The organism is Fulvimarina manganoxydans, from assembly GCF_900176465.1.
Taxonomy (GTDB): Bacteria; Pseudomonadota; Alphaproteobacteria; order Rhizobiales; family Rhizobiaceae; genus Fulvimarina; species Fulvimarina manganoxydans.
On sequence record NZ_FWXR01000002.1, the window covers coordinates 244,891 to 265,886 of the forward strand.

At 62.7% G+C, this 20,996-nt stretch carries 19 protein-coding genes; 7 read left to right on the top strand and 12 right to left on the bottom strand.

What is annotated here, in order from left to right; all coding sequences use genetic code 11:
- Window positions 1-117: 117 nt before the first annotated feature.
- The 7 genes from B9A15_RS03835 to B9A15_RS03865 all read right to left on the bottom strand — a co-directional run bounded on the left by B9A15_RS03835 (window position 118) and on the right by B9A15_RS03865 (window position 8,148).
- A complete protein-coding gene (locus B9A15_RS03835; RefSeq protein WP_084408705.1) occupies window positions 118-1,080 on the bottom strand; it encodes an ABC transporter substrate-binding protein in 963 nt (320 codons plus the stop codon).
- A gap of 32 nt (window positions 1,081-1,112) precedes the next feature.
- On the bottom strand, window positions 1,113-2,111 hold the full coding sequence (locus B9A15_RS03840; RefSeq protein WP_084408706.1) for an ABC transporter permease: 999 nt from the start codon (window positions 2,109-2,111) through the stop codon (window positions 1,113-1,115).
- Window positions 2,112-3,635, bottom strand: a complete 1,524-nt coding sequence (locus tag B9A15_RS03845; RefSeq protein WP_084408707.1) for a sugar ABC transporter ATP-binding protein — start codon at window positions 3,633-3,635, stop codon at window positions 2,112-2,114. It lies immediately after the preceding gene.
- Window positions 3,636-3,734: 99 nt separating this feature from the next.
- The gene (locus B9A15_RS03850; RefSeq protein WP_084408708.1) at window positions 3,735-4,916 is read right to left on the bottom strand and encodes a Gfo/Idh/MocA family protein; all 1,182 of its coding nucleotides are present in this window, start codon (window positions 4,914-4,916) and stop codon (window positions 3,735-3,737) included.
- 16 nt (window positions 4,917-4,932) lie between these two features.
- Window positions 4,933-5,991 carry a sugar phosphate isomerase/epimerase family protein gene (locus tag B9A15_RS03855; RefSeq protein ID WP_084408709.1) on the bottom strand — a complete coding sequence of 353 codons (1,059 nt, stop codon included), beginning with the start codon at window positions 5,989-5,991 and terminating at the stop codon, window positions 4,933-4,935.
- Between the two features lie 151 nt (window positions 5,992-6,142).
- Window positions 6,143-7,171 (bottom strand): LacI family DNA-binding transcriptional regulator, encoded by a 1,029-nt coding sequence (locus tag B9A15_RS03860; protein ID WP_084408710.1) that lies wholly within the window; start codon window positions 7,169-7,171, stop codon window positions 6,143-6,145.
- A 215-nt stretch (window positions 7,172-7,386) separates the two neighbouring features.
- Window positions 7,387-8,148, bottom strand: coding sequence for a Crp/Fnr family transcriptional regulator (locus B9A15_RS03865; protein ID WP_084408711.1), 762 nt, complete (start codon window positions 8,146-8,148; stop codon window positions 7,387-7,389).
- 527 nt (window positions 8,149-8,675) lie between these two features.
- Here B9A15_RS03865 and B9A15_RS03870 point away from each other — a divergent pair.
- On the top strand, window positions 8,676-9,839 hold the full coding sequence (locus B9A15_RS03870) for a GGDEF domain-containing protein (protein ID WP_139798186.1): 1,164 nt from the start codon (window positions 8,676-8,678) through the stop codon (window positions 9,837-9,839).
- Window positions 9,840-10,087: 248 nt separating this feature from the next.
- On the opposite strand, the gene B9A15_RS03875 is transcribed toward B9A15_RS03870, so the two are convergent.
- Complete coding sequence (locus B9A15_RS03875; RefSeq protein WP_084408713.1) at window positions 10,088-11,263, bottom strand: M20 aminoacylase family protein; 1,176 nt, start codon at window positions 11,261-11,263, stop codon at window positions 10,088-10,090.
- Window positions 11,264-11,454: 191 nt separating this feature from the next.
- On the opposite strand from B9A15_RS03875, the gene B9A15_RS03880 reads away from it, so the two are divergent.
- Both B9A15_RS03880 and B9A15_RS03885 read left to right on the top strand, forming a co-directional pair.
- Window positions 11,455-12,768, top strand: a complete 1,314-nt coding sequence (locus tag B9A15_RS03880; RefSeq protein ID WP_244556780.1) for a D-alanyl-D-alanine carboxypeptidase family protein — start codon at window positions 11,455-11,457, stop codon at window positions 12,766-12,768.
- A gap of 91 nt (window positions 12,769-12,859) precedes the next feature.
- On the top strand, window positions 12,860-14,035 hold the full coding sequence (locus tag B9A15_RS03885; protein ID WP_084408831.1) for a CobW family GTP-binding protein: 1,176 nt from the start codon (window positions 12,860-12,862) through the stop codon (window positions 14,033-14,035).
- Between the two features lie 34 nt (window positions 14,036-14,069).
- Here B9A15_RS03885 and B9A15_RS03890 read toward each other — a convergent pair whose 3' ends face one another.
- Complete coding sequence (locus B9A15_RS03890) at window positions 14,070-14,300, bottom strand: sulfurtransferase TusA family protein (RefSeq protein ID WP_084408832.1); 231 nt, start codon at window positions 14,298-14,300, stop codon at window positions 14,070-14,072.
- A gap of 211 nt (window positions 14,301-14,511) precedes the next feature.
- On the opposite strand from B9A15_RS03890, the gene B9A15_RS03895 reads away from it, so the two are divergent.
- From B9A15_RS03895 to B9A15_RS03905, 3 genes are all read left to right on the top strand, one after another.
- Window positions 14,512-15,063: a DUF924 family protein gene (locus B9A15_RS03895; protein WP_084408833.1), complete on the top strand. Its 552-nt coding sequence runs from the start codon at window positions 14,512-14,514 to the stop codon at window positions 15,061-15,063.
- Window positions 15,064-15,441: 378 nt separating this feature from the next.
- Window positions 15,442-16,626 (top strand): GNAT family N-acetyltransferase, encoded by a 1,185-nt coding sequence (locus tag B9A15_RS03900; RefSeq protein WP_244556781.1) that lies wholly within the window; start codon window positions 15,442-15,444, stop codon window positions 16,624-16,626.
- A 335-nt stretch (window positions 16,627-16,961) separates the two neighbouring features.
- Window positions 16,962-17,372 carry a PRC-barrel domain-containing protein gene (locus tag B9A15_RS03905; protein WP_170923159.1) on the top strand — a complete coding sequence of 137 codons (411 nt, stop codon included), beginning with the start codon at window positions 16,962-16,964 and terminating at the stop codon, window positions 17,370-17,372.
- Between the two features lie 83 nt (window positions 17,373-17,455).
- Here B9A15_RS03905 and B9A15_RS03910 read toward each other — a convergent pair whose 3' ends face one another.
- Together B9A15_RS03910 and B9A15_RS03915 are read right to left on the bottom strand one after the other, a co-directional pair.
- Window positions 17,456-18,259, bottom strand: a complete 804-nt coding sequence (locus B9A15_RS03910) for a delta-class carbonic anhydrase (protein WP_084408716.1) — start codon at window positions 18,257-18,259, stop codon at window positions 17,456-17,458.
- 248 nt (window positions 18,260-18,507) lie between these two features.
- A complete protein-coding gene (locus B9A15_RS03915; protein ID WP_425292946.1) occupies window positions 18,508-19,233 on the bottom strand; it encodes a YitT family protein in 726 nt (241 codons plus the stop codon).
- A gap of 144 nt (window positions 19,234-19,377) precedes the next feature.
- Between B9A15_RS03915 and B9A15_RS03920 the strand changes: the two genes are divergently transcribed.
- On the top strand, window positions 19,378-20,388 hold the full coding sequence (locus B9A15_RS03920) for a ligase-associated DNA damage response exonuclease (protein ID WP_084408834.1): 1,011 nt from the start codon (window positions 19,378-19,380) through the stop codon (window positions 20,386-20,388).
- A 237-nt stretch (window positions 20,389-20,625) separates the two neighbouring features.
- Here B9A15_RS03920 and B9A15_RS03925 read toward each other — a convergent pair whose 3' ends face one another.
- Window positions 20,626-20,892, bottom strand: a complete 267-nt coding sequence (locus B9A15_RS03925; protein ID WP_084408718.1) for a hypothetical protein — start codon at window positions 20,890-20,892, stop codon at window positions 20,626-20,628.
- Between the last annotated feature and the right edge of the window lie 104 nt (window positions 20,893-20,996).

A 20,996-nucleotide genomic window follows, 5' to 3' on the forward strand; every position in this document is an offset into this window, starting at 1 on the left:
AACGGGCGTTGGACCAGTGCGGCCCGAGCGTCTTTTTGATCTGTCGTCCTGCGCCGGATGTTGGCGTTCGAATGGCCCTCTCCCTTGGAGGGGGAGGGCCCGTTCAAAATATCCAGATCAGAAGGGTGAGGCCGGATAGTAATACTGATCGGCGTTTTCCGGCGTCACCAGAACCGAGCCGATGATGAAGCGACCTTCCATCGGGGCGCTCGAGACGAAGCGGTTGGCGGTCAGGCGAATGGCGGTGGCGATCATGGCCGGCGGATAGGTGACGTCGGCGGGCACCATGGTGTCGCCATTCTTCACCCGCTCGATCATCTGCTTCATGCCGGCGCCGCCGAGCACCCACATCTGGTCGTCGCGGCCGGCCTGCTTGATCGCCTCGATGACGCCGAGCGCCATGTCGTCGTCGGAAGCCCAGACCGCGTCGATCTCAGGATATTTCGACAGGAAGTCCTGCATCACCTCGAAAGCGTCGTCGCGGTTCCAGTTGCCGTGCTCCATGCCGAGCACTTCGATGCCCGAGCCCTCGATCGCGGCCTGGAAGGCTTCGACGCGCTCATTGTCGATCGTCGTCGGAATGCCGCGCAAGACGACGATCTTGCCGCCATCGGGCATCTTTTCCTTGAAATATTCGCCGGAGACGCGGCCGAAGGCGGTGTTGTCGCCGGCGACGTAAAGGTCTTCGATCCCCTCTTGGGCGAGACCCCGATCGACGACGGTGACGAATTTCCCCGCATCGGCGACGCGCTTGACCGGGCCGGTGAGCGGATCGGACTCGAAGGGCAGGACAACCAGCGCGTCGATATTGCGCGTCGCCATCATGTCCTCGATGTCGGAGACCTGCTTGCCGGGATCGCCGGCTGTCGCCAGGACGAAGTCGAGATTGGGATAGGTCTCCTCCAGCGCGTCGATGGCCTCCTGGGCGTGGAAGTTGACGCCGCCGGCCCAGCCATGGGTCGCCGCCGGGATGGAGACGCCGATGGTCGCGCTGTCGCCGTCCTGGGCGCTCGCCGCGCCGGGCAAGGCAAGGCTTGCGGCGACGAGCGCCCCGGCCGCGAATTTGGTCATGGTCTTCATGATGATTTTCCTCCCGAGTTTGCGGTGCTGTCTCATGCACCGCCTTTCCGGCCGCGCTGCAGAACGACGGCCAGGATGATGATGACGCCCTGGATCGCCCCGTTGAGATAGGGGCTGACGAGGTCCGTCAGATTGAGGATGTTGTCGATGAGGCTGAGGATGAGGACGCCGACGACGGTGCCCCAGACCCGGCCGAAGCCCCCTTTGAGGACCGTGCCGCCGATGATGACGGCGGCGATCGCCTCCAACTCCCAGAGAAGGCCGGTGGTCGACGAGGCCGAGCCGAGGCGCGGGACATACATGATGGTAGCGATGCCGACGAGCATGCCCTGAAGCATGTAAGTGACGAGCCGAACCCGCTCCACATGGATGGCCGAATAGCGGGCGACCTGATCGTTGGAACCGATCGCCGCGCAATGGCGGCCATAGGACGTCCTGCGCATGACGATCTCACCGACGATCGCCACGATGGCGAAGACGATGATCGGCCAGGCGATGCCGAAGAAGCCGCCATAATAGACCGGCCGGTAGATCTCGCGCAGTTCGAAATTGAGCGACAGCGTGCCGCCATCGGCGAGCCAGATAACGAGCGAGCGAAAGATGCCGAGCGTGCCGAGGGTGACGATGAAGGCCTCGATCCGCCCGACCGTGATCAGGAAGCCGTTGAGGAGGCCAGCGCCGAGACCCATCACGAGGCAGGCCGCCATGCCGACGAGGATCGTTCCCCAGCCGATGCCGAGGGAGGGAGCGAGAGCGTTGAGGACGATGATCGTCAGCCCGGCCAGAAAGGCAGACATGGAGCCAACCGAGAGATCGAGCCCGCCGATGGTGATGACGAAGGTCGCTCCGACCGCGATGATCCCGATGAAGGAGGAGCGTGCAAGGACGTTGGTGACATTGCCCGCCGACAGAAAGTTCGGATTGAGCAGCGCCCCGAAGGCGACCAGAGCGAGAAGGGCAAGGACCGGACCCCAGACATGGAGGTCGAAGCTCGCCTTCGTCTTCGGGGCTGGACTGGCTTCGGCGGACATTCAGGCGACCTCTGATAGGGTTTCGGCGTCGAGGCCCATGGCGCGGCGGACGATGGCCTCTTCGGTGATGGCGTCGCCGGACAATTCGCCGGTGATGCGGCCCGAGCGCATGACCACGACCCGGTGGCACAGGCCGATGACCTCGGACATTTCCGACGAGATGACGATGACGGCGCGGCCCTCGGCCGCCAGATCGTGGATGAAGCGATAGATCTGCTGCTTGGTGCCGATGTCGATGCCGCGGGTCGGCTCGTCGAGAATGACGATCCGCGGCTCGACCAGCATGGTCTTGGCGAGAAGCAGCTTCTGCTGATTGCCGCCCGAAAGATTTCCGACCGGCCCTTCCTTGGAGGCGGCGCGAATGTCGAAGCGCTCGATCGCGCGCGACAACGCCTCGCGCTCGGCCGCTTCGTCGACGAAGAGGCCGGAGGAGAAGCGGTCGAGGCCGAGCAGGGTCAGATTTTCGCGAAGGCCATAACGCAGAAGAAGGCCACGGCCCTTTCGGTCTTCGGTGAGATAGGCAAGGCCGTGGGTCACGGCATCCTTGGGCGATTTGATGCGGATGTCGGTCCCCGAGCGGCGGATCGTGCCGCTCGATGGCCGAAGGCCCATGATGCCTTCCATCAGCTCGGTGCGCCCGGCCCCGACAAGGCCGGCGAAACCGAGGATCTCACCCTCCGACAGGGAAAAGCTCGCATCCTTGACATAACCCGGAACCGAAAACCCTTCGACCTCCAGAGCGCGCTTGGCGGTCTTGGCGGCAGCTTTAGGGGGGAAGATCTCGTCGAGTTCGCGGCCCACCATATCGCGCGCCATGCGGTCCGGATCGGTCTCGGCGGATGGCCGGTTGGAGACGAGCGTTCCGTCGCGCAGCACCGTGACCTCGTCGGCGATGCGCACGATCTCGTCGAGCTTGTGGGAGGTGTAAAGGATCGCGACGCCTTCGGCCTTCAGCCGGGCGATCTGCTCGAAAAGAACCTCGGCCTCGCGGCTGGTCAGCACCGCCGTCGGCTCGTCCATGACGAGGACGCGCGCCTTGCGGACGAGTGCCTTGGCGATCTCCACCATCTGCTTCTGAGAAACCGAGAGCTTGGAGACGGGCAGGCGCGTATCGATCGGCGTCGCCAATTCGTTCAGGAGCTCGCTCGCCTTGGCCCGCATCCTCTTCCAGTCGAGAAAGAAACCCTTCTTCAACTCGCGACCGAGAAAGACATTCGCCTCGGCCGACAGCTGTTCGGCGAGATTGAACTCCTGGTGGATGAGGACGACGCCTCTGTCCTCGGCTTCCTCGCTGGATGCGAAGGTAACCGGTTCGCCGCCGAGCAGAATGTCGCCACTCGACGCCGGCTGATAGCCGGTCAGGCACTTCATCAGCGTCGATTTGCCAGCACCGTTCTCGCCAACAAGCGCATGCACTTCGCCGGGCCTCAGAGCGAAATCGATACCGTGCAGGACCTCGACGGGGCCGTAGCTCTTGCGAAGCCCTTTCGCCTCGAGGATGGGGGCGGGACGATCAACGGCCAAGATCTGACCTCGCACGCCAAGCGATCGTGGCCTGACAGGCGATCGCCTCCGCTTTTCTACTCCGTGGGTCCAAAACTGCGGATCGGGCGACAGGCATGGTCACAGCTTCGTCCATGCTCCATTGTCCTTCGACGATCTCACACAGGCCTCGATGAAGGCGAGACCATCGATGCCGTCTTCGATCGAGGGGAGGGCAAGGCCGGACTGTGCCTCACCGCCGGCTTCATGGGCGGCGATGAGATCGGCAGCTTCGGAATAGATCGAGGCGAAGCCTTCGAGATAACCTTCCGGATGGCCGGCGGGGATGCGGGTCACGGCGGTCGCCTCGGGCCAAGCGCCTTCGCCGCCGCGCGTCAGACATTGCTTGGGCTCGCCGAGACGCTGGAACCAAAGCCGGTTCGGCTCTTCCTGATGCCATTCGAGCCCGGCCTTGGTGCCGTAAATCTTCAGCGACAGGCCGTTCTCGTTGCCGACGGCCACTTGGCTCGCCCAAAGCATGCCCTTGGCGGTCACGCCCTTCTTGGGCTGAAAGCGCAGCATCATATGGGCATTGTCGTCCAGACGACGGCCCTCGACGAAGCTGTCGAGATCGCAAGCGAGACTTTCCACCTTCAGACCGGAGACATAGCAGGCGAGATTATGGGCGTGGGTACCGATATCGCCGATGGCGCCGCCGGCGCCGGCCTTGGCGGGGTCGACGCGCCAGCCGGCCTGTTTGGAGCCTTCGTCCTCGGCGCGCGTGGCAAGCCAGCCCTGAATATAGGTGGCATTGACCAGGCGAATGTCGCCAAGTTCGCCGGCCGCAACCATCGCCCGGGCCTGCCGGATCATCGGATAGCCGGTATAGTTGTGGGTCAGGACGAAGACCTTGCCGGAGCGCTTGGCGATCTCGGCCAGCTGCTTGGCCTCATCCAGCGTCGTCGTCATCGGCTTGTCGCAGATGACGTGGAAACCGGCCTCCAGAAAGGTCTTGGCGACCGGGAAATGCATGTGGTTGGGCGTGACGATCGCCACCGCCTCGATCCCGTCGTCGCGGGCGGCTTCCGCCTCGGCCATATCCTCATAGGATGCATAGCTGCGCGTGGGATCAAGACCGATCTCGGCGGCGGACGCACGGGCCTTTTCCGGCGTCGAGGAGAGCGCGCCGGCAACCAGCTCGAACTTGTCGTCGATCCGGCTCGCAATGCGGTGAACGCCCCCGATGAAGGCACCTTGACCGCCGCCCACCATGCCGAGGCGAATGCGGTTTCCGCGTTTTTCGTCGCGTCCTTCGATGGTCATGAGCTCGCTTCCTGGCTTAGTTCGTGATGCCGAGCATGCGCTTGTTGGCGGCCTCGTCGGTGCCACCGCTCGCGAAGTCGTCGAAGGCCTTGTCGGTCACCTCAATGATATGGCTGGCGATGAAGGGCGCCCCCTCCGCCGCGCCCTGTTCGGCGCTCTTGATGGCGCATTCCCATTCGAGAACGGCCCAGGAGGAATAGTCGTATTCGGCGAGCTTGGAGAAGATCGCCGAGAAGTCGACCTGTCCGTCGCCAAGGGAGCGGAAGCGTCCGGCCCGCTTCAGCCAGGGCTGATAGCCGGAATAGACGCCCTGGCGACCGGTCGGGTTGAACTCGGCATCCTTCACATGGAAGGCGCAAATGCGTTCGTGATAGATGTCGATGAATTCGACATAATCGAGCTGCTGCAGAAGGAAGTGAGACGGATCGTAATTGATCTGGCAGCGCGGATGGTTGCCGGTCTTTTCGAGAAACATCTCGAAGGTCGCGCCGTCGAAAATGTCTTCGCCCGGATGGATTTCGTAGCCGACATCGCAGCCGGCTTCGTCGAACGCATCGAGGATCGGCACCCAGCGCTTGGCCAGTTCGTCGAACGCCGTGTCGATCAGGCCTTCGGGGCGCTGCGGCCATGGATAGAGGAAGGGCCATGCGAGCGCCCCCGGGAATGTGACATGGCTCTTGAAGCCGAAATTCGCCGAGGCTTTGGCCGCCTTCTTCAGCTGGTCGACGGCCCATTCCTGCCGCGCTTTCGGATTGCCGCGCACCTCCGGTGCCGCAAAGCCGTCGAAGGCTTCGTCAAAAGCCGGATGAACGGCGACGAGTTGGCCCTGAAGATGGGTCGACAGGTCGGTGATCTCGACACCGGCATCGCGCGCAATGCCTGAGACCTCGTCGCAATAGGTCTTCGATTCGGCGGCCTTTGCGAGATCGAAGAGTCGTCCGTCCCAGGTCGGGACTTGAACGCCCTTATAGCCATGACCCGCGGCCCAGGCGCAGATCGCCTTGAAGTCGTTGAATGGCGCGTCATCGCCGGCGAACTGGGCGAGGAAGATCCCCGGCCCCTTCATCGTCTGCATCGATGTCCTCCCGATCAGCCTGTCTTCGGCTTAGCGCCGGTCAGGCCTTTATCCGGCGGCGCCTCTCCGCTCGCCGGGTTGATACAATCAGACTGGCATAGCTCGCAGAGCTTTTGAAGTGCGTCCCTCAAAAAAACACGTGGAGCCGGCTTCAGAAGGGGAGATTTTCGCGGATGAAGATGTCGATGCGAATGCGTTCCTGCTCGGCGATGATGCTGGTGTCCATGGCCTTGGCCAGGAGGATGCGCGCGGCGGAGCGCACCTCGTGGCCCGGATTTTGAGCCAGGAGCGCATCGAAGGTGCCCTCGCGCAGAGCCTCTCGAGAGCTCTCGGTTAGCTCATGGCCGACGAAGATCGGCCGGCACGCTTCTGCTTGCGCCAGAGCGCGGGCGACCCCCTGATTGCCAGCACCCGCATTGTAGAGGGTGACGAGGTCGGGCTGGGCCGCGCAAAGGTCGCGCACGGCCGCCTCCGCCCGTTCGCGATCGTCGCGGGTCTCGACGATCGGCAGGATCGTCAGATTGGGATAGTCCCGCATGACGACCTGGGAGAAACCGAAGCAGCGATCCATGTGATCGCGCAAAGACAAGGAGCCGACGAGAAGGCCGGCAGTTCCTTTTCGCCCCGCCGCGAAGCGCCCGATCAGCGCGCCGGCGGTTCGGCCAGCGGCCGCATTGTCGACGCCGACGAAGCGCTCACGGCGCGAGGCGGGGGCGTCCGAAACCAGCGTAACGAAGGGAACTCCGTCGCCGGCCAGCCGATCGAGCGCTGCGCGCACTTCAGGATGGTCGAGGGCGACGATGGCCGCGCCGTCAGCCGAGCGATCCAGCGCATCGATCGCGGCGGCAAGAGCGCCGGGATCGAAGACGTCGGCATGAACGGTCTCGACACTGGCGCGGCTGGCGGCGAGCCAGGCCTCCATGCCTTCGATCTGCGAGGCGAGATCGACCATGAAAGCGTTCGTGCCGGTCGGAAGCAGAAAGAGAAGGCGAAAGCGCTTGCGCCGGGCAAGGCCTGCTGCCATCGGATCGGGGCGATAGTTGAGATCGGCCATCGCCTGGCGCACCCGCTCCACCGTTCGTGGCTTCACATTGGGGCGTTTATTGATGACGCGATCGACGGTGGCCAGCGACACGCCGGCACGCTTGGCGACATCGGAAAGGGTGGGCACAGCGCTCATGGCTCAGTTGAAGCACGCAAATTTGATGTGCGCAACTCAAACTTGCCGAGCGGTGCGAAGTCGCAGAAGAGAGACGACGGCCATGCGCTCTTTTGCGGGGCTAAAAGGGCGTTAGGCGAAGACGCCACACTTGTCCCATGTCGTCGATGCGCGTCACCAACGGATTTGCGGCTGTTTGAGGCTATGACCTATTCCTCGAACTTGAAGCAGAACCGTCAGATGGCGTCCTCTGGCCGCATCTCCACCGACATATTGGGCGGCTGGCGCATATGAAGATAGCCCCCGTCGAATTCGGCGAGCCGCGCGAGAGCCGGCCAGTTGTGAATGGTCATGCGCGAGCGTTCGCGTTCCACATAGTCGGCCTGCCGCAATTCCTGCAGCACGCGATTGACGGTGACGACGGTGAGGCCGAGGGCATCGGCCAGGACGTTCTGGGTGAGCGGGAGATGATAGCGCAGCCCGTCGCTATGGCCCATCGCCCTGAGCCGCATCGCCATCTCGCAGAGAAGATGCGCGGTCCGTTGAAGCCCCGTCCGCCGGCCGAGCCCCACGATCCATTCGCGAAAGATCGAACCGTCGATCAGTGTCTCGCGCCAGAGCGCGGCGGCGACAGCCGGCCGCTTCGTGCAAAGCTGCCAGATCGCTTCATGGGGAATGAAGGCGAGTTCGCAATTCACCGTCGCCGCAAAGCTATGATCCATGACGTTGATATGGAGGCTGTGCAGATCCGGGATATCGCCGGGCACGTGGAAAGCGATGATCTGGCGCTTGCCCTCGATCAGCGTGCGATAGCGATGGGTGAAGCCGGAGAGGAGCAGGCAACAGTCGCGGATGCGCTGTCCCTCTTCGACGATATCGGCGCCGGCCTCGACGCTCCGCAGCGTGATGGGCAAGGCTGCCAGAGCCTCGCGATCCTCATCGGTGAGTTCAGCGATCAGATCCAGGCGCTTGACGAGTGCGCCTTCCACTGGATTCATCGATATGCTCCTGTCGTGGTCCCGGCCATGCAGTCGGCGGCCTCAGCCTAAAGCGTCTTGGGACGATGTGAACGGCTCGGCAAGCGCAAACGATCGGTCCCGTCCATCATCCCCACGAAAGACGAATGCGTCCGATGGCGGTCCGCTATCGACAGGCGTCTTGAGCCTTTGGCGAACACATTCGCGTGACCGAGCAAAGATAGTGTTTTTCCGGATCGTTCAAGGCCTAGCATCCGGACGCCACAGCAGGATCGAACCAGCACTGTGAAAACAAAGCAAAAAATGCATTTGAAGGTTGTAGAATCATGCGAAGGCGACTTTCTCAACGCGAGTGATGAATTATACCTTCCTATGTTTCGGATCTCGAATATCCTGTCCAAATCGACAGTTTGATTGGTGGCTCATCTGTTTGTGCTTCGGGATGACGCGTAGTTTAGACCTTCATAAACTTCCTTTCGCAATCCTTTTTCCGCATTGCTTCGCGCCCCTTAATTTGGCGTTTCCTCGTAAGCTCGGCGGACCTTTCATTGCTGGATCCAAGCGTGTTCATGGTGTTGATCGACGGAATGGGCCTCATGGCTCTTCTGGCGCTCGCCTATGGCTCGATCGGTCGAGTGCTGAATAGGGGGCGGGGCTATGCCGAGGCGATCGGCTTGGTCTTCGGCCTCGGCGCGGTGGCCACAACGCTGGGGGGCGCCACATCGCCGCTCGAAGGCTCTTATTTCAGCTTGCCTTCCGTCATCGTCGCCCTTGCCGCCGGCTTTGCCGGATGGCGCAGTGCCACACTCGCCGGGTTCATGGCCTCGATCGCGTTCTACTTCGTCGGGGATATGGAAGCCGCCTCTGCCGTCCTCACCATTTGCGGGTCGGCCGCTATCGGCCTCGCATGGCGCCGCTTCACGCGTCCGCAGGCCGGGGGCTCGGCCTTCGATTTCGTTTCGCTCTATTTGATGCTGGCGGCCAACATCATGTTTTTTGGCGCGCTCGGCTCTTCGGTCAGCGTGTCCGGCGTGTCGGTTCTTTCATCGACGCTTCTAACATGCCTTATCGCGGTCTTGTCCCTGGGTTTGATGATGCGGCGGGAAGATCGCTTGCGTCGACGCGAAGGCGAGCTTCGGATCGATGCGCTGACGGACCCCTTGACCGGTCTCGGCAATCGCCGTGCCTTCGAGGCCCTCTTGAAGGTCGAGCTTGCTGCGATCGCCAGACAGGGCGTTCCGCTCTCCATGCTGCTTCTCGATGTGGACCACTTCAAGCGGATCAACGACACCCATGGCCACGAGACCGGCGATCGCGTTCTCAAACGTCTTGCATTCGTTCTCAGACAGAATGTGCGCGATGCCGATTACGTGTTTCGGCTTGGAGGGGAAGAGTTCTGCGTCCTCTTGCCGGGTGCCGGCCGGGCGGCGGCCGTGAAGGTCGCCGAGCGCATTCGCCGGGTGACGGGCTCAGCCAATCTTGGTAGTGCCGACCGGCTCTTGTCGGTGACATTCTCGATCGGCGTCTCGACCGCGCGAACCAGTGCGATCCCCCATATCAGGCTCTATGCCAGCGCCGATTCCGCGCTCTATCAGGCCAAGACACACGGTCGCGATCGCGTGTGCCAGGCCGACGATCCGAGCGGCGACTTGGAAGACTATGAGTTGCGCGAAGACCTGCCGCTCGCTTCCGCGCGCCGTTTCGCCACCTGAGCGCTGAGGGCTTTGCCGATGCGGCAGCCCGCACGGCTTTTGAGCGCCTTCAAGTCCGCTATCATGAAATGATCAAGCGGACTTCGTAAGATAAGAAATCCGTTTAATCGCTTGGCGATACGGATTTCAAGGCCGCTCAAGCGCCGCGTGGGCTTTGCTACGGAATCCGTCTGAAACAGCCGAATTCCGTATGAGTTGCCTCCTTCTAGCCCGTTCTCGTCGGGCCATCTGTGCAAACGCCGCTGGTGTCAGCCGGCGACCCGTTCCAGAGCCCGCTCCGCCAACCGCACCCAATAACTCGCGCCGAAGGCGATCGCATCGTCGGCGAAATCATAGCGCGAATTGTGCAGCATCGCGCTGTCGCCATTGCCGATGAAGATATAGGCGCCGGGCTTTTCCTCCAGCATATAGGCGAAATCCTCTCCGGCCATCAGCGGCGGCGCGGCCGGATCGACGCGGTCGGGGCCGACGATCTCGGTCGCGATCTCGGCGCAGAAGGCCGCTTCCTCGGCATCGTTCACGGTGGGCGGATAGTTCGCGTCCCATTCGACGATCGCCTCCACGCCGTGGGCGGTTGCGACCGCCGAGGCGACGGCGCGCACACGCTCCTCGGCGAAAGCCCTGAGCGAACGGTCGAGGGCTCGAACCGTGCCGGAGAGGACAGCCTCGTCGGGGATGACGTTGTGGGCATAGCCCGCATGGAACTCGGTTACAGAGAGGACGAGGCTTTTCAGTGGATCCACATTGCGCGAGACGATGCTCTGAAGCGACTGCACGACGGCCGCGCCGGCGACGATCGGATCGCTGGCAATGTGGGGGAGAGCAGCATGGCCGCCGCGCCCGCGCAGACGCACGACGAATTCGTCGGTCGAGGCCATTGTCGCCCCGGGACGCATGGCGAAACGGCCGACCGGCAAGCCGGGAAGATTGTGCATTCCATAGACGAAAGACACCGGGAAACGCTCGAAGAGCCCGTCGTCGATCATCGCCTTGCCACCGCCGCCGCCCTCTTCGGCGGGCTGGAAGATGACCGCGACCGAGCCGTTGAAGCTGCGGGTCTCGGCCAGGCTGCGCGCCGCGCCCAAGAGCATGGTCGTGTGCCCGTCATGGCCGCAGGCATGCATGAAGCCGTGACGCTTCGAGGCATAGGGCAGGCCGGTTTCCTCTACGATCGGCAGCGCATCCATGTCGGCACGCAGGCCGACGATCGGTCCGCCGGCCCCGTCGCGCCCATGAATCAGCCCGACGACGCCCGTCCGCCCCAGCCCCGTTTGAACCTCGTCGCAGCCAAATGCCCGCAGCTTGTCGGCGACGAAAGCCGCTGTTTCCTCGACGTCGTAGAGCAGTTCCGGCGTCTGATGGAGATGCTGGCGCCATTGAGCGAGTTCGGCCGTGCTTTCCGCGATCCGGTTGTTCACAGGCATTCTGAAGGGCTTCCGCTTGAAGGTTTGCGTGATACGGTGGGGTCTCGATGCGGCTCGACGATAGGCAATTTCGCCTCGATTGTCTCCTTCGGCCGGGTGTCCCCTGCCATTCTTGCGTCACACCTTGCGGATATGGGCGCGATCAATCCGAAAGCGCGAAGATGATGCCCGTCCCGAAAGGAAACTCAGACTTGTCGAATGCGATAGTCCGTAGGGCGACCACCGGTTTCAGCGTCCTTCTTCTCACAATCGGCCTGATCGGGCCCTTTTCGGGCCATGCGATCGCGGCTGACGCCGCCAAGCCCGAACCATCGAGCATGGCCTCGATCGTCGTCGACCTTAAAAGCGGTAAGGTCCTCTCCGCCGACCATGCCACGGAGCGGCGCTATCCGGCTTCCACGACGAAGCTGATGACCGCCTATCTCGTCTTGAAGGCGCTCCATGTGGGCAGCGTCAATATGGACACGCCCGTCGTCATGACGCGGCGTGCGGCGATGGAAGCACCCTCCAAGATGGGCTTCGAGCCAGGCTCGGTCATGCGCCTCGACAATGCGTTGCGCATGATGCTGGTCAAGTCGGCGAACGACATCGCCTACGCTATTGGCCAGACGCTCGGCAACGGGTCCATGGAGACCTTTGTCGCCATGATGAATCGCACGGCCGGGCTCCTCGGCATGCGCGACACGACCTTCGTCAATCCGAACGGTCTGCCGGGCGAGGGACAGCATTCCAGCGCCAAGGATCTCGCTATTTTGGCCATGGCAATCCGCAAGGAATTTCCGGGCTATCTCGACTATTTTGGCACCGAGGCGATCGCCTATGGCAACGCCGTCATGAAGAATGGCAACAAGCTGCTCGGCCGCTATGACGGGGCCGACGGCATGAAGACCGGCTATATCTGCGCCTCAGGTTTCAATCTCGTCTCTTCGGCCACGCGCGGCGACCGCACGCTGGTGGCCGTCGTTCTAGGTGCAAACGGCACGATCGAGCGCGAAAGCCGCTCGGCCGAAATCTTGGAGGCTGGTTTCAAGACCGATCCGGCAAACGCCGAGAAGACCGTGAAGCAGCTGCCCATCGACAATGGCGAAACGGTGGATATCAGTGACTATATCTGCTCTCGGGCCGGACGCACGGCGCGAGCCAATGACCGGGTTGAGGACCGCAACGATCCCGATGAGGTCTATGGCTCACCCTATCTGACCGAGCTGAAGCGGGCTCCGAAGACGGTCCGCGTGTCTCTCGGCGGCGCGGCGGCCGGGCCGAATTTCGATGCCGGCATTACGATGATCCCGAGCTACGGCATTCCGCTGCCTCGTTGGCGGCCGGCCCAGCCCCAGGATCACGAGAATCTCCTTGCGGCGGCCATGCTGCGCGAGAGCGTAGACGTGCCGGGCCAAGAGGCGGAAGCCGGCGATCGCGGCGAAGCCCACGATAACGCGTCCGGTGCCGATCTGGAGGCCACCCACAACGGCATCCCCCTGCCGCGCCCGCGTCCGAGCCGCTAGCGGCATCGGCTGCGAGCCGTTAGCCGCATCTTGACTCGACACCGCTGGCGAGCGCTTGCCTTTGGGCTGGCAAACCGCCATTTGCGGCCTCATGTCCGACCATTCGACCGCATCTGCCGCCCGACCCATTCGTCTCACGCTCCTGACCGGCTTTCTGGGGGCGGGGAAGACGACGATCCTCAATCGCCTTCTCGCCGAGCCAGGGCTGACCGACACAGCGGTTGTCGTCAACGAGTTCGGCGAGATCGGCATCGACCAGATGCTCGTCGAGGCCGAGACCAGCGATGGGCTGATCGAATTGTCCGACGGGTGCCTCTGCTGCTCCGTGCGCGGCGAGCTCGTCGAGACCCTAATCCGGCTTGGCGAGCGTGGAACCCTGGCGCGGGTGGTGGTCGAAACGACCGGCCTTGCCGATCCCTCTCCGATCCTCGCCGCCCTGATGGCCGATCCCGATCTCCAGCGTCATTACGTGCTCGACGGTGTCGTCTGCGTCGTGGACGCGCTGGCCGGCCCGGACAATCTGATGAGCCGTGCCGAAGCGAGACGACAGCTTGCGGTGGCCGATCGCATCGTGCTCACCAAACGCGATCTCGCGGAGCCGGAAGCCCTGTCTCGTCTGGACGCGCTGATAGCTCGAATCAACGCTTCGGCGGTGCGCCTGTCGTCCGAGACGTCGGAGATGCTTGCCCCCCGCATTCTCGATTGCGGTCTCGCGCGCGCCGATGGCACGCTCGCCGATCCCAGAGCCTGGCTCGGCGTCGTGTCCGGGCACGCCCCATCGGATGCGCGGGACGCGATGGCGCAGAAGCCGGCGTCCGACGAGGATCATGAAAGCCCGGTGCGGGACGACCATGATCCCCATCATGAACATGGTCACCACCATCACGGCGATGTCCGGTCGTTCTCGCTGCGCCATGACGGGCCGATCGAAGAAGAAGCGCTCGCCTCCTTCCTCGAACTATTGTCGGCATTCGAGGGCGATCGGCTGTTGCGCATGAAAGCGGTGGTTCAGACCCGGCGTCAGCCCGAGCGACCCCTGGTCCTCCACGGCGTCCGGGGCTTCCTCCATCCGCCGGCCCGGCTTCCCGCATGGCCGGGCGGCGAGCCGGACGGCGCGCGTCTCGTCCTGATCGGCGAGAATCTGGACGAGCGACGGGTCCGCGATCTCTTTGCGGCCTTTACCGGCGGGCTTCGATCCGACGCGCCCGACCGGGCCGCGGTCGAGGACAATCCCCTGGCGATCCCAGGCTTTCGCTTCGGCGGGTGACGCTCGATGTCGAATGGGATGCGGGGTGGTCCCGTCAGTGTCCCGTCGCCTCGATGACGAAGCACAAGCGGTTCTCGCCCTCGCGGGTCATTTCGACGAGGCGGTGGCCGGCTTCGTTGCAGAAATGCGGAATGTCGATCGCGGCCATCGGATCGTCGGCGAGAATGGTCAGGCGTTCGCCTTTCGTCATCGTCAGCAAGGCTTTGCGCGTCTTGAGCGTCGGCAAAGGGCACTTGAGGCCGCGAAGGTCGAGGGATTGGGTCATGGCGTCTCCGAAACGAATCCCCATTTAGCGGACGAGCGATCAGGGGCGGAAGGGCTTCGACGGCCCGACGATCCGCATCGATCATGGCTAAAGCGCCAGGCAAAAGAGTGAATACCGATTTTTCGGCCGCCCGGTGCTACATCAAGGTAATCGAGAGCATATGGCGATGCCGATTGGTCGCCTGATGCTCTGGGGCATAAAGGGAGTGCGGATGAGCGACTACGCGATCGAGCCGGATACCATCGTCGAATTCTGGCGCGAGGCCGGACCGGAAAAATGGTTCGAGAAGGACGAGGCTTTCGACGAGACGATTCGAAGCCGCTTCCTCGACATTTATGAGCGCGCCGCGCAGGGTTTGCTGGATGATTGGCTGGAAGAGCCGACGGGTGCGCTGGCGCTGATCATTCTCCTCGATCAATTCCCGCGCAACATGTTTCGCGGCACTCCGCGCGTCTATGCGACCGACGACAAGGCTCTGGCCATCGCCAAACGGGCTCTGGAGCGCGGCGACCATGAAACGGTCGCGGAGGACGTGAACCAGTTCCTCGCCATGCCGCTGATGCATTCGGAAGATCTCGCCGATCAGGAAGCCTGCATCGAATGGATGGAGCGTGTGGGAACCGAAGAGAATGTGAAATTCGCCCGGCATCATCGCGATATCGTCGCGCGGTTCGGTCGCTTCCCCCATCGCAACGACGTGCTCGGGCGCACCTCGCGGCAGGAAGAAGAGGCATTTCTCTCCGAAGGCGGGTTTGCCGGCTGAAACCGGCAGACCTTTGCAAGCAATACCTTCTAAGCTCCGTTGGTTTGCGTGCTCTCGGCTCGGCGGACGTCGACATGCAAAGAAGGCAGCGTCGATGAAATCTTAAGGTCGTAGCGGCATCCTGCGTTTGGTGGGGCGCCGTGATTGCGCCCGTGCCGTCTGGATGAGAGCGCGGGGCGAGGACATGGGTGCCGACATTCTCGGCCATCCGCCGCGTCGCCAACGGAATCGAGACTGTCGGGCGTTCGGGTTCGAACGTCTGACCGTCTATGGACGAGGGTCGAAATACCGATGGGAGCCGTACCGCTTTTCGCCGCCAAGGTCTTGCCAGCCGCGACTCCGTCGGCTGGCGATCCGTTGGTGGGGACGTCGGCGCCCTTGCCTCTTATCGATTTCGAGCCGGAGGGAGCCCGGAAGGGCCGGCGCCTGACGGTTTATCAGCCAGGCGACGCCTTCGATCTCGTCGATGAACTCGTCCATCTCGCGAATCGATCGATCGAGAAGAACGTCTTCTTCGATCCGCGTTTTCTGGTTCCGGCCATGCCGCGTCTCGACGAGCGCGCCGTGCGGCTTCTGGTGATGCGAGACGAGGCCCCGGGCCGCAGCCGGCTTCGGCTTCTGATGCCCTTTTCGATCGAGAAAGCCGGCCTTTTCGGTCGCCACTCGACCATTCGCGCCTGGAGCCATCCCTTCGGACCGCTGGGGACGCTTCCGCTCGATGGCGACGACCCAGTCGGGACGGTGACGGATTTTCTGACCGGCCTTGCGAACCCCGCCCTCGGTTGGCCGCAGATCCTGGTTCTGCCGGATGTGCGTACGAATGGGGCCATGGCCGCCGTGATGGATGAGGCGGCGCGTTGCCTCGGCCTTCCCATTGTAACCACCAATCGCACCAGCCGGGCGGCTCTCGAAAAACGCGGCCTGCCGGCGCTCAGTCAGCGCCCCGAAAGCAAGCGACGGCGCGAGCTTGAACGATGCCGCCGGCGGCTTGAGGCGCAAGGCACCGTTTCGGTTTCGATTGCCCGTGAACCGGAGGCCTTCCGCCTCGCCTTGGAAGACTTCTTCATTCTGGAAGCCAGCGGCTGGAAGGGGCAGGCGCGCAGCGCTCTGATTTCCGATCGCTTCCGCGCCGCCTTCGCCCGCGAAGCCCTCAACGCTTTGGCGGCCAAGGACAAGGCCCGCATCTTCAGCCTCCGGCTGGGCGATGAACCGATTGCCAGCCTCGTGATCCTTGTCGACGACGGGGAGGCCTATGCCTGGAAGAGCGCCTATGACGAGCGCTTCGCCAAGGTATCGCCGGGCCATCTGATCATGGCCGAGGCAACCCGCGCGCTGATCGCCGATCCGACGGTGCAGCGCGCCGATTCCTGCGCCGTTCCCGATCATTTCGTCATGAATCGGTTCTGGCAGGATCGCATCGACATTGGCACGCTGGTCGTCGGCCTCCAACCGGGCCTCCATGATGCGGTCGATCGGGCGGCGAAAGGCCTTGCGAGCCGCAAACGCACTCAGAACCGGGTGCGGATTCTCCGTCAGCGCCTTCAGGCAGCGTTCACCGGCTGATCTGCCAAGGCCCGACGGCAATTTCCGGCTCCATGGTCTTCATTGCGAGATGGGGCGAAGGGATTCCAGCAAATCGGGAACGTGCCGAGAAAACGGCGGCTAAAGACGCTGACGCATTGAGCCGCCGAGACGTTCAAAGATCCGCAGGCAGCTTGAGCGTCGTTTGCGCAAGTCACCGGACGAGGATCGACCGGAAGGGGCAATACATTTGGCTGGCGGTATGAATCGCCTGCACTCGCGGATTTTTCCGATTCCGGTTCGCGATACGGAGCGTTTTTTGTCCGAAACCGTTGGAGATGAAAGGATCGTTTTCCAACGGAATGGAGATAGCTTCTATGAAGCGTATGACTGTCGCAATCGCCCTTTTTGGCCTGACCATGGCCAGCGCGCAGCAGGCCGCCGCGCAGGATCAGACCAGCGGAACGGCCACGCCGTCGGCATCGGCCAATGTCCTCGTGCCGATCGAGAAGGACGATGTTCCAGTCAATTCGCTCAATCTGATGGTGGATCAGGTCGAGGATCTCGATGTGATCGGTGCCGACGGTAAGGCCATTGGCGAGGTCGAGGACGTCCTGGGCGATCAGACCGGTCAGCCCAAGGCGGTCGTCGTCGAGGTCGGCGGCTTTCTCGGCGTCGGCGAAAAGAACGTCATCCTCATGTTGAACGATGTTTCCCTCGATATGGGCAAGCTTCGCACTCAGTTGACGAAAGAGCAGATCGAGACGCTCCCCGAATATGGCGGGTGATGGCCGACGCCGTCACAGGCATGCCATGGCTGATCGAAGCGGAGGCGGGGCCGAAGGGCCGCCGCCTCTCTTTGTGCCTTGATCTATTCGATCGCGGAGAGAAGTTCGGGCGCTGTCACAAGTGGGCGCACGCCATGGGCGTGGTTCTCTTCGAAGATATTGCCTTCGGCGGCCCATTCATGCAGCGACTGAATGTCGAGCTTGGCGCAATTGGGTCTGACGCTCCAGGTCACCTGAAGCGGTGAGCAGACCGACTGGCTGTATTTCGGACCCGTCGTCGAGCCAGCGAAGACGACCGGCTCGCCGGTGCCGCTCGGCAGAGCTTTGGGCTGGTGATGCCCATCGGGCGAAGGGCCTTCATAGATGAAATCGTTGAAATCGAGGCCCTCTTCCGGGTTGTTCGCCAGAAGAAAGACTTGGGATTCAACCCGCAATTGCGGATTGGCGCAGCTTTCCGAAAGGCAGGCGCCGAGACCTGGGCCCGGCGTGACGTTGCAAGACGTATAGACCCAGTGGACCTCCACCGTGTCGCCCGGCTTGGCGCCATGAAAGGCCCCATGCCCGTGAGCCGGGTCTTCCAACTCCTTCAACGACAAGGTTCCGGTCGTGTTGCATTGATAGCCGCTGGGGCCGCTGCTCGGCGCGTAGATCTCGAAGCCAGGTCCCCTATGTTCGGCATTAGCATGGGCGTGGATGTTGCACAGATTGAGCTTTTCGGCCGGTGGCGCGATATTGAAAAACTGCGCGTTCGCACCGCGCTTCATCGAAATGTCTCGGGGCGCCTGAGGGCCATAGCCGCGGCAAAGGCCCGCCGCCTCGCTCGATTGAAGCGTGACGGCAGCGAAAGCGGTCGCCAGAAGCGCCGTCCATCCTGCGTGGCGTTTCATCGAACTGTCCTCGTCGTCAAGGGTGGTCTCCCCAGAACCGCCCCATCAGCGATGCTGCCGAGACGTTGTGGCACTAGCCGAACGATAGACGGGTCAGGCTGAAAAACTCTTAAGACGATATACGAAATACGTTTTTCTGCTTCGTAAGACCTGCGACGGACTGGCTCGACAGATTGAAAATCGCTTCACATGGGCGCGAATGATTGGGGCGCGGGGGCCTCGAAACGAGGGGCTCGGTGCGGGCTTGGCTATTTTGCGATGTAGCGGTCGGTTCGGTGGTTGATCGCGAGGAATCCGTTCAGACAAACGGCGCCCAGGATGGAATAAAGAACTGCCCGTCTGTCGACCACGGTGAAGGCGAGACCAAGAATGCAGAGATCGATGGCAAGCTGCGTCAGTCCGGCCCGCCAACCTAGCTTGTCTTGGAGGAAGATCGCCAGAATGCCGGCGCCGCCGAGGCTCGCGCGATGGCGGAAGAGGGCAAGGAGCGCAAAGCCGATGAGAAGCCCCGCCGTCACTGCGCCAATGAGAGGATGAATGTCGGCAAACGTTAGGAAATCCGGCTGCACGGCCGTCATCACTGAAAGAAGGGCGATGGCGATGAATGTCTTGATGGTGAAGGCCCGGCCCATCCGCGTAATGGCGAGCGCGTAAAAGGGGAGATTGATCAGGAAGAAGGCGAGGCCCACATTGATGCCGAAGGCATAGGAGGTGATGAGGGCAAGACCGGCGACGCCGCTCGTCAGAAAGCCGAGATGCGACAGGATCGCAATCCCGAGCGTTGCCAGAACCGTACCGGTAACGATGGCCTGTGCATCTTCGAGCGGGGTGTGGTGTGTTGATGTGGCGTGCCAATCCCCGAAGCGCCAGCGGATTGGACGCAGCTCCGTTTCTGGCGACGTCGAACCGGCGGGCGAGGGCGTATTCTCAGGCGTTTCGTCGCTCGAAGCCATGCCTGCACCCGTCCTGTTCATTCCTTGCAATCCTTCTTTCGCGAAAGCGGTACGGCCGTTGAGCGAGCCCTTCGCCGCTGCGCTGCAGCAAATCCTATGCCCAGGCGAAGAGTTTGAAAAGGCGAGGCCTCGCGGCTGGCCGCCGCCGACCTATCTTTGCCTCTCATGAAGCCTGACGATCTCCTGCGCCCGACGCCTAGCGGCCTCTACTGCCCGCCCGGCGACTTCTATATCGACCCGGTCGCAAAGGTGGATCGGGCGCTGGTTACCCATGGCCATGCCGATCATGCCCGGCCCGGCAATCGGTCTGTGATGGCGACGCGCGAAACGCTTGACATCATGGCTTTGCGCTATGGCGAGGATTTCGCCGAGACGCGGCAGGTGGCGACCTTCGGCGAAAGGGTCCGCATCGGCGAGGTGGATGTGAGCTTTCATCCGGCCGGGCATGTTCTCGGTTCGGCGCAAATTCGCGTGGCCTGGAAAGGCTTCGTCATCGTCGCGAGCGGCGACTACAAGCGTCGGCGCGATCCGACTGCCGAAACCTTCGAGCCGGTTTCCGCAAATGTCTTCATTACCGAGGCGACCTTTGCTCTGCCGGTCTTCCGCCATCCCGATACGGGTGCGGAGATCCAGAAGCTCCTCGCCTCGATGAAGCGCTTTCCGGAGCGCGCGCATCTCGTCGGCGCTTACGCTCTGGGCAAGGCACAGCGGGTCATTCGGGAGGTTCGCATCGCTGGCTATGACGAGCCGATCTATATTCACGGCGCTCTTGCCAAGCTCTGCGGCTATTATCAGGACAAGGGCATCGATCTCGGCGAGCTGCGGCCGGCGACGATCGAAGGCGGGCGCAAAGGCGATTTCGCCGGCGCGCTGATCGTCGGCACTCCCTCGGCCTTCGCCGATCGCTGGGCACGGCGTTTTCCCGATCCCGTCGCAAGCTTTGCCTCCGGTTGGATGCGCGTGCGCCAAAGAGCGCGGCAACGGGGTGTGGAATTGCCTCTGATCCTATCCGACCATGCCGATTGGGACGAACTCACCCAAACGATCGCGGATGTTGGTCCCGAAGAGGTCTGGGTCACCCACGGGCGGGAGGAAGCACTGGTGCGTTGGTGCGAGATGTCAGGTCGTCGGGCGCGCCCCTTGCATCTCGTCGGCTATGAGGACGAGGCCGAATAGGTTGTTGCGAGATACGGTGTCCAACTGATTCAGTCGACGCCGTATCAAAGCCCGCGCGGCGCTTGAGCAGCTTTAAAAAGCCCTATCGCGACGCGATCAAACGGGTTTTGTATGACGAGTAGGAAAGGCTGCCCTGTCGCCCTCGTCCGTCAACTATGACAAACGCCGGAAACCATTGGCTCCCGGCGTCTCAAGAGGTCGAACCCTTTCAGATCGTGCTGTTCGGCGCGGCTGAGATCAGCCCGGAACCTGCACGCCGTCATTGGTTTGTGGCTCGGATTCGTTCGGTGTGACGACGTCGCCCTGAGTCTCGGTCTGCTCGCCGCTCGGCGCTTCGAGGGTCTGAGGTTCCATCAAGGTGCCGTCAGGCGAGGTCGAATAGCCAATTAGACCGACCACGAAATAGCCGATGACGATGAGGGCGACGCCCGCGATGAGAACGAGGAGGACGGGACGTCCGCGGCTTCCCTGGCGCGCTTCCGTTTCGTTCAGTTTCTCGGCCAAAGACGGTCTCCTTTGTTGTTATCGTTTGATGTCGGACGAGCAACGAGGAACCCATACCGGTTGTTGCATGAGAGCGATCAAGCCGGGGTGAGGCCAAAGGTAGC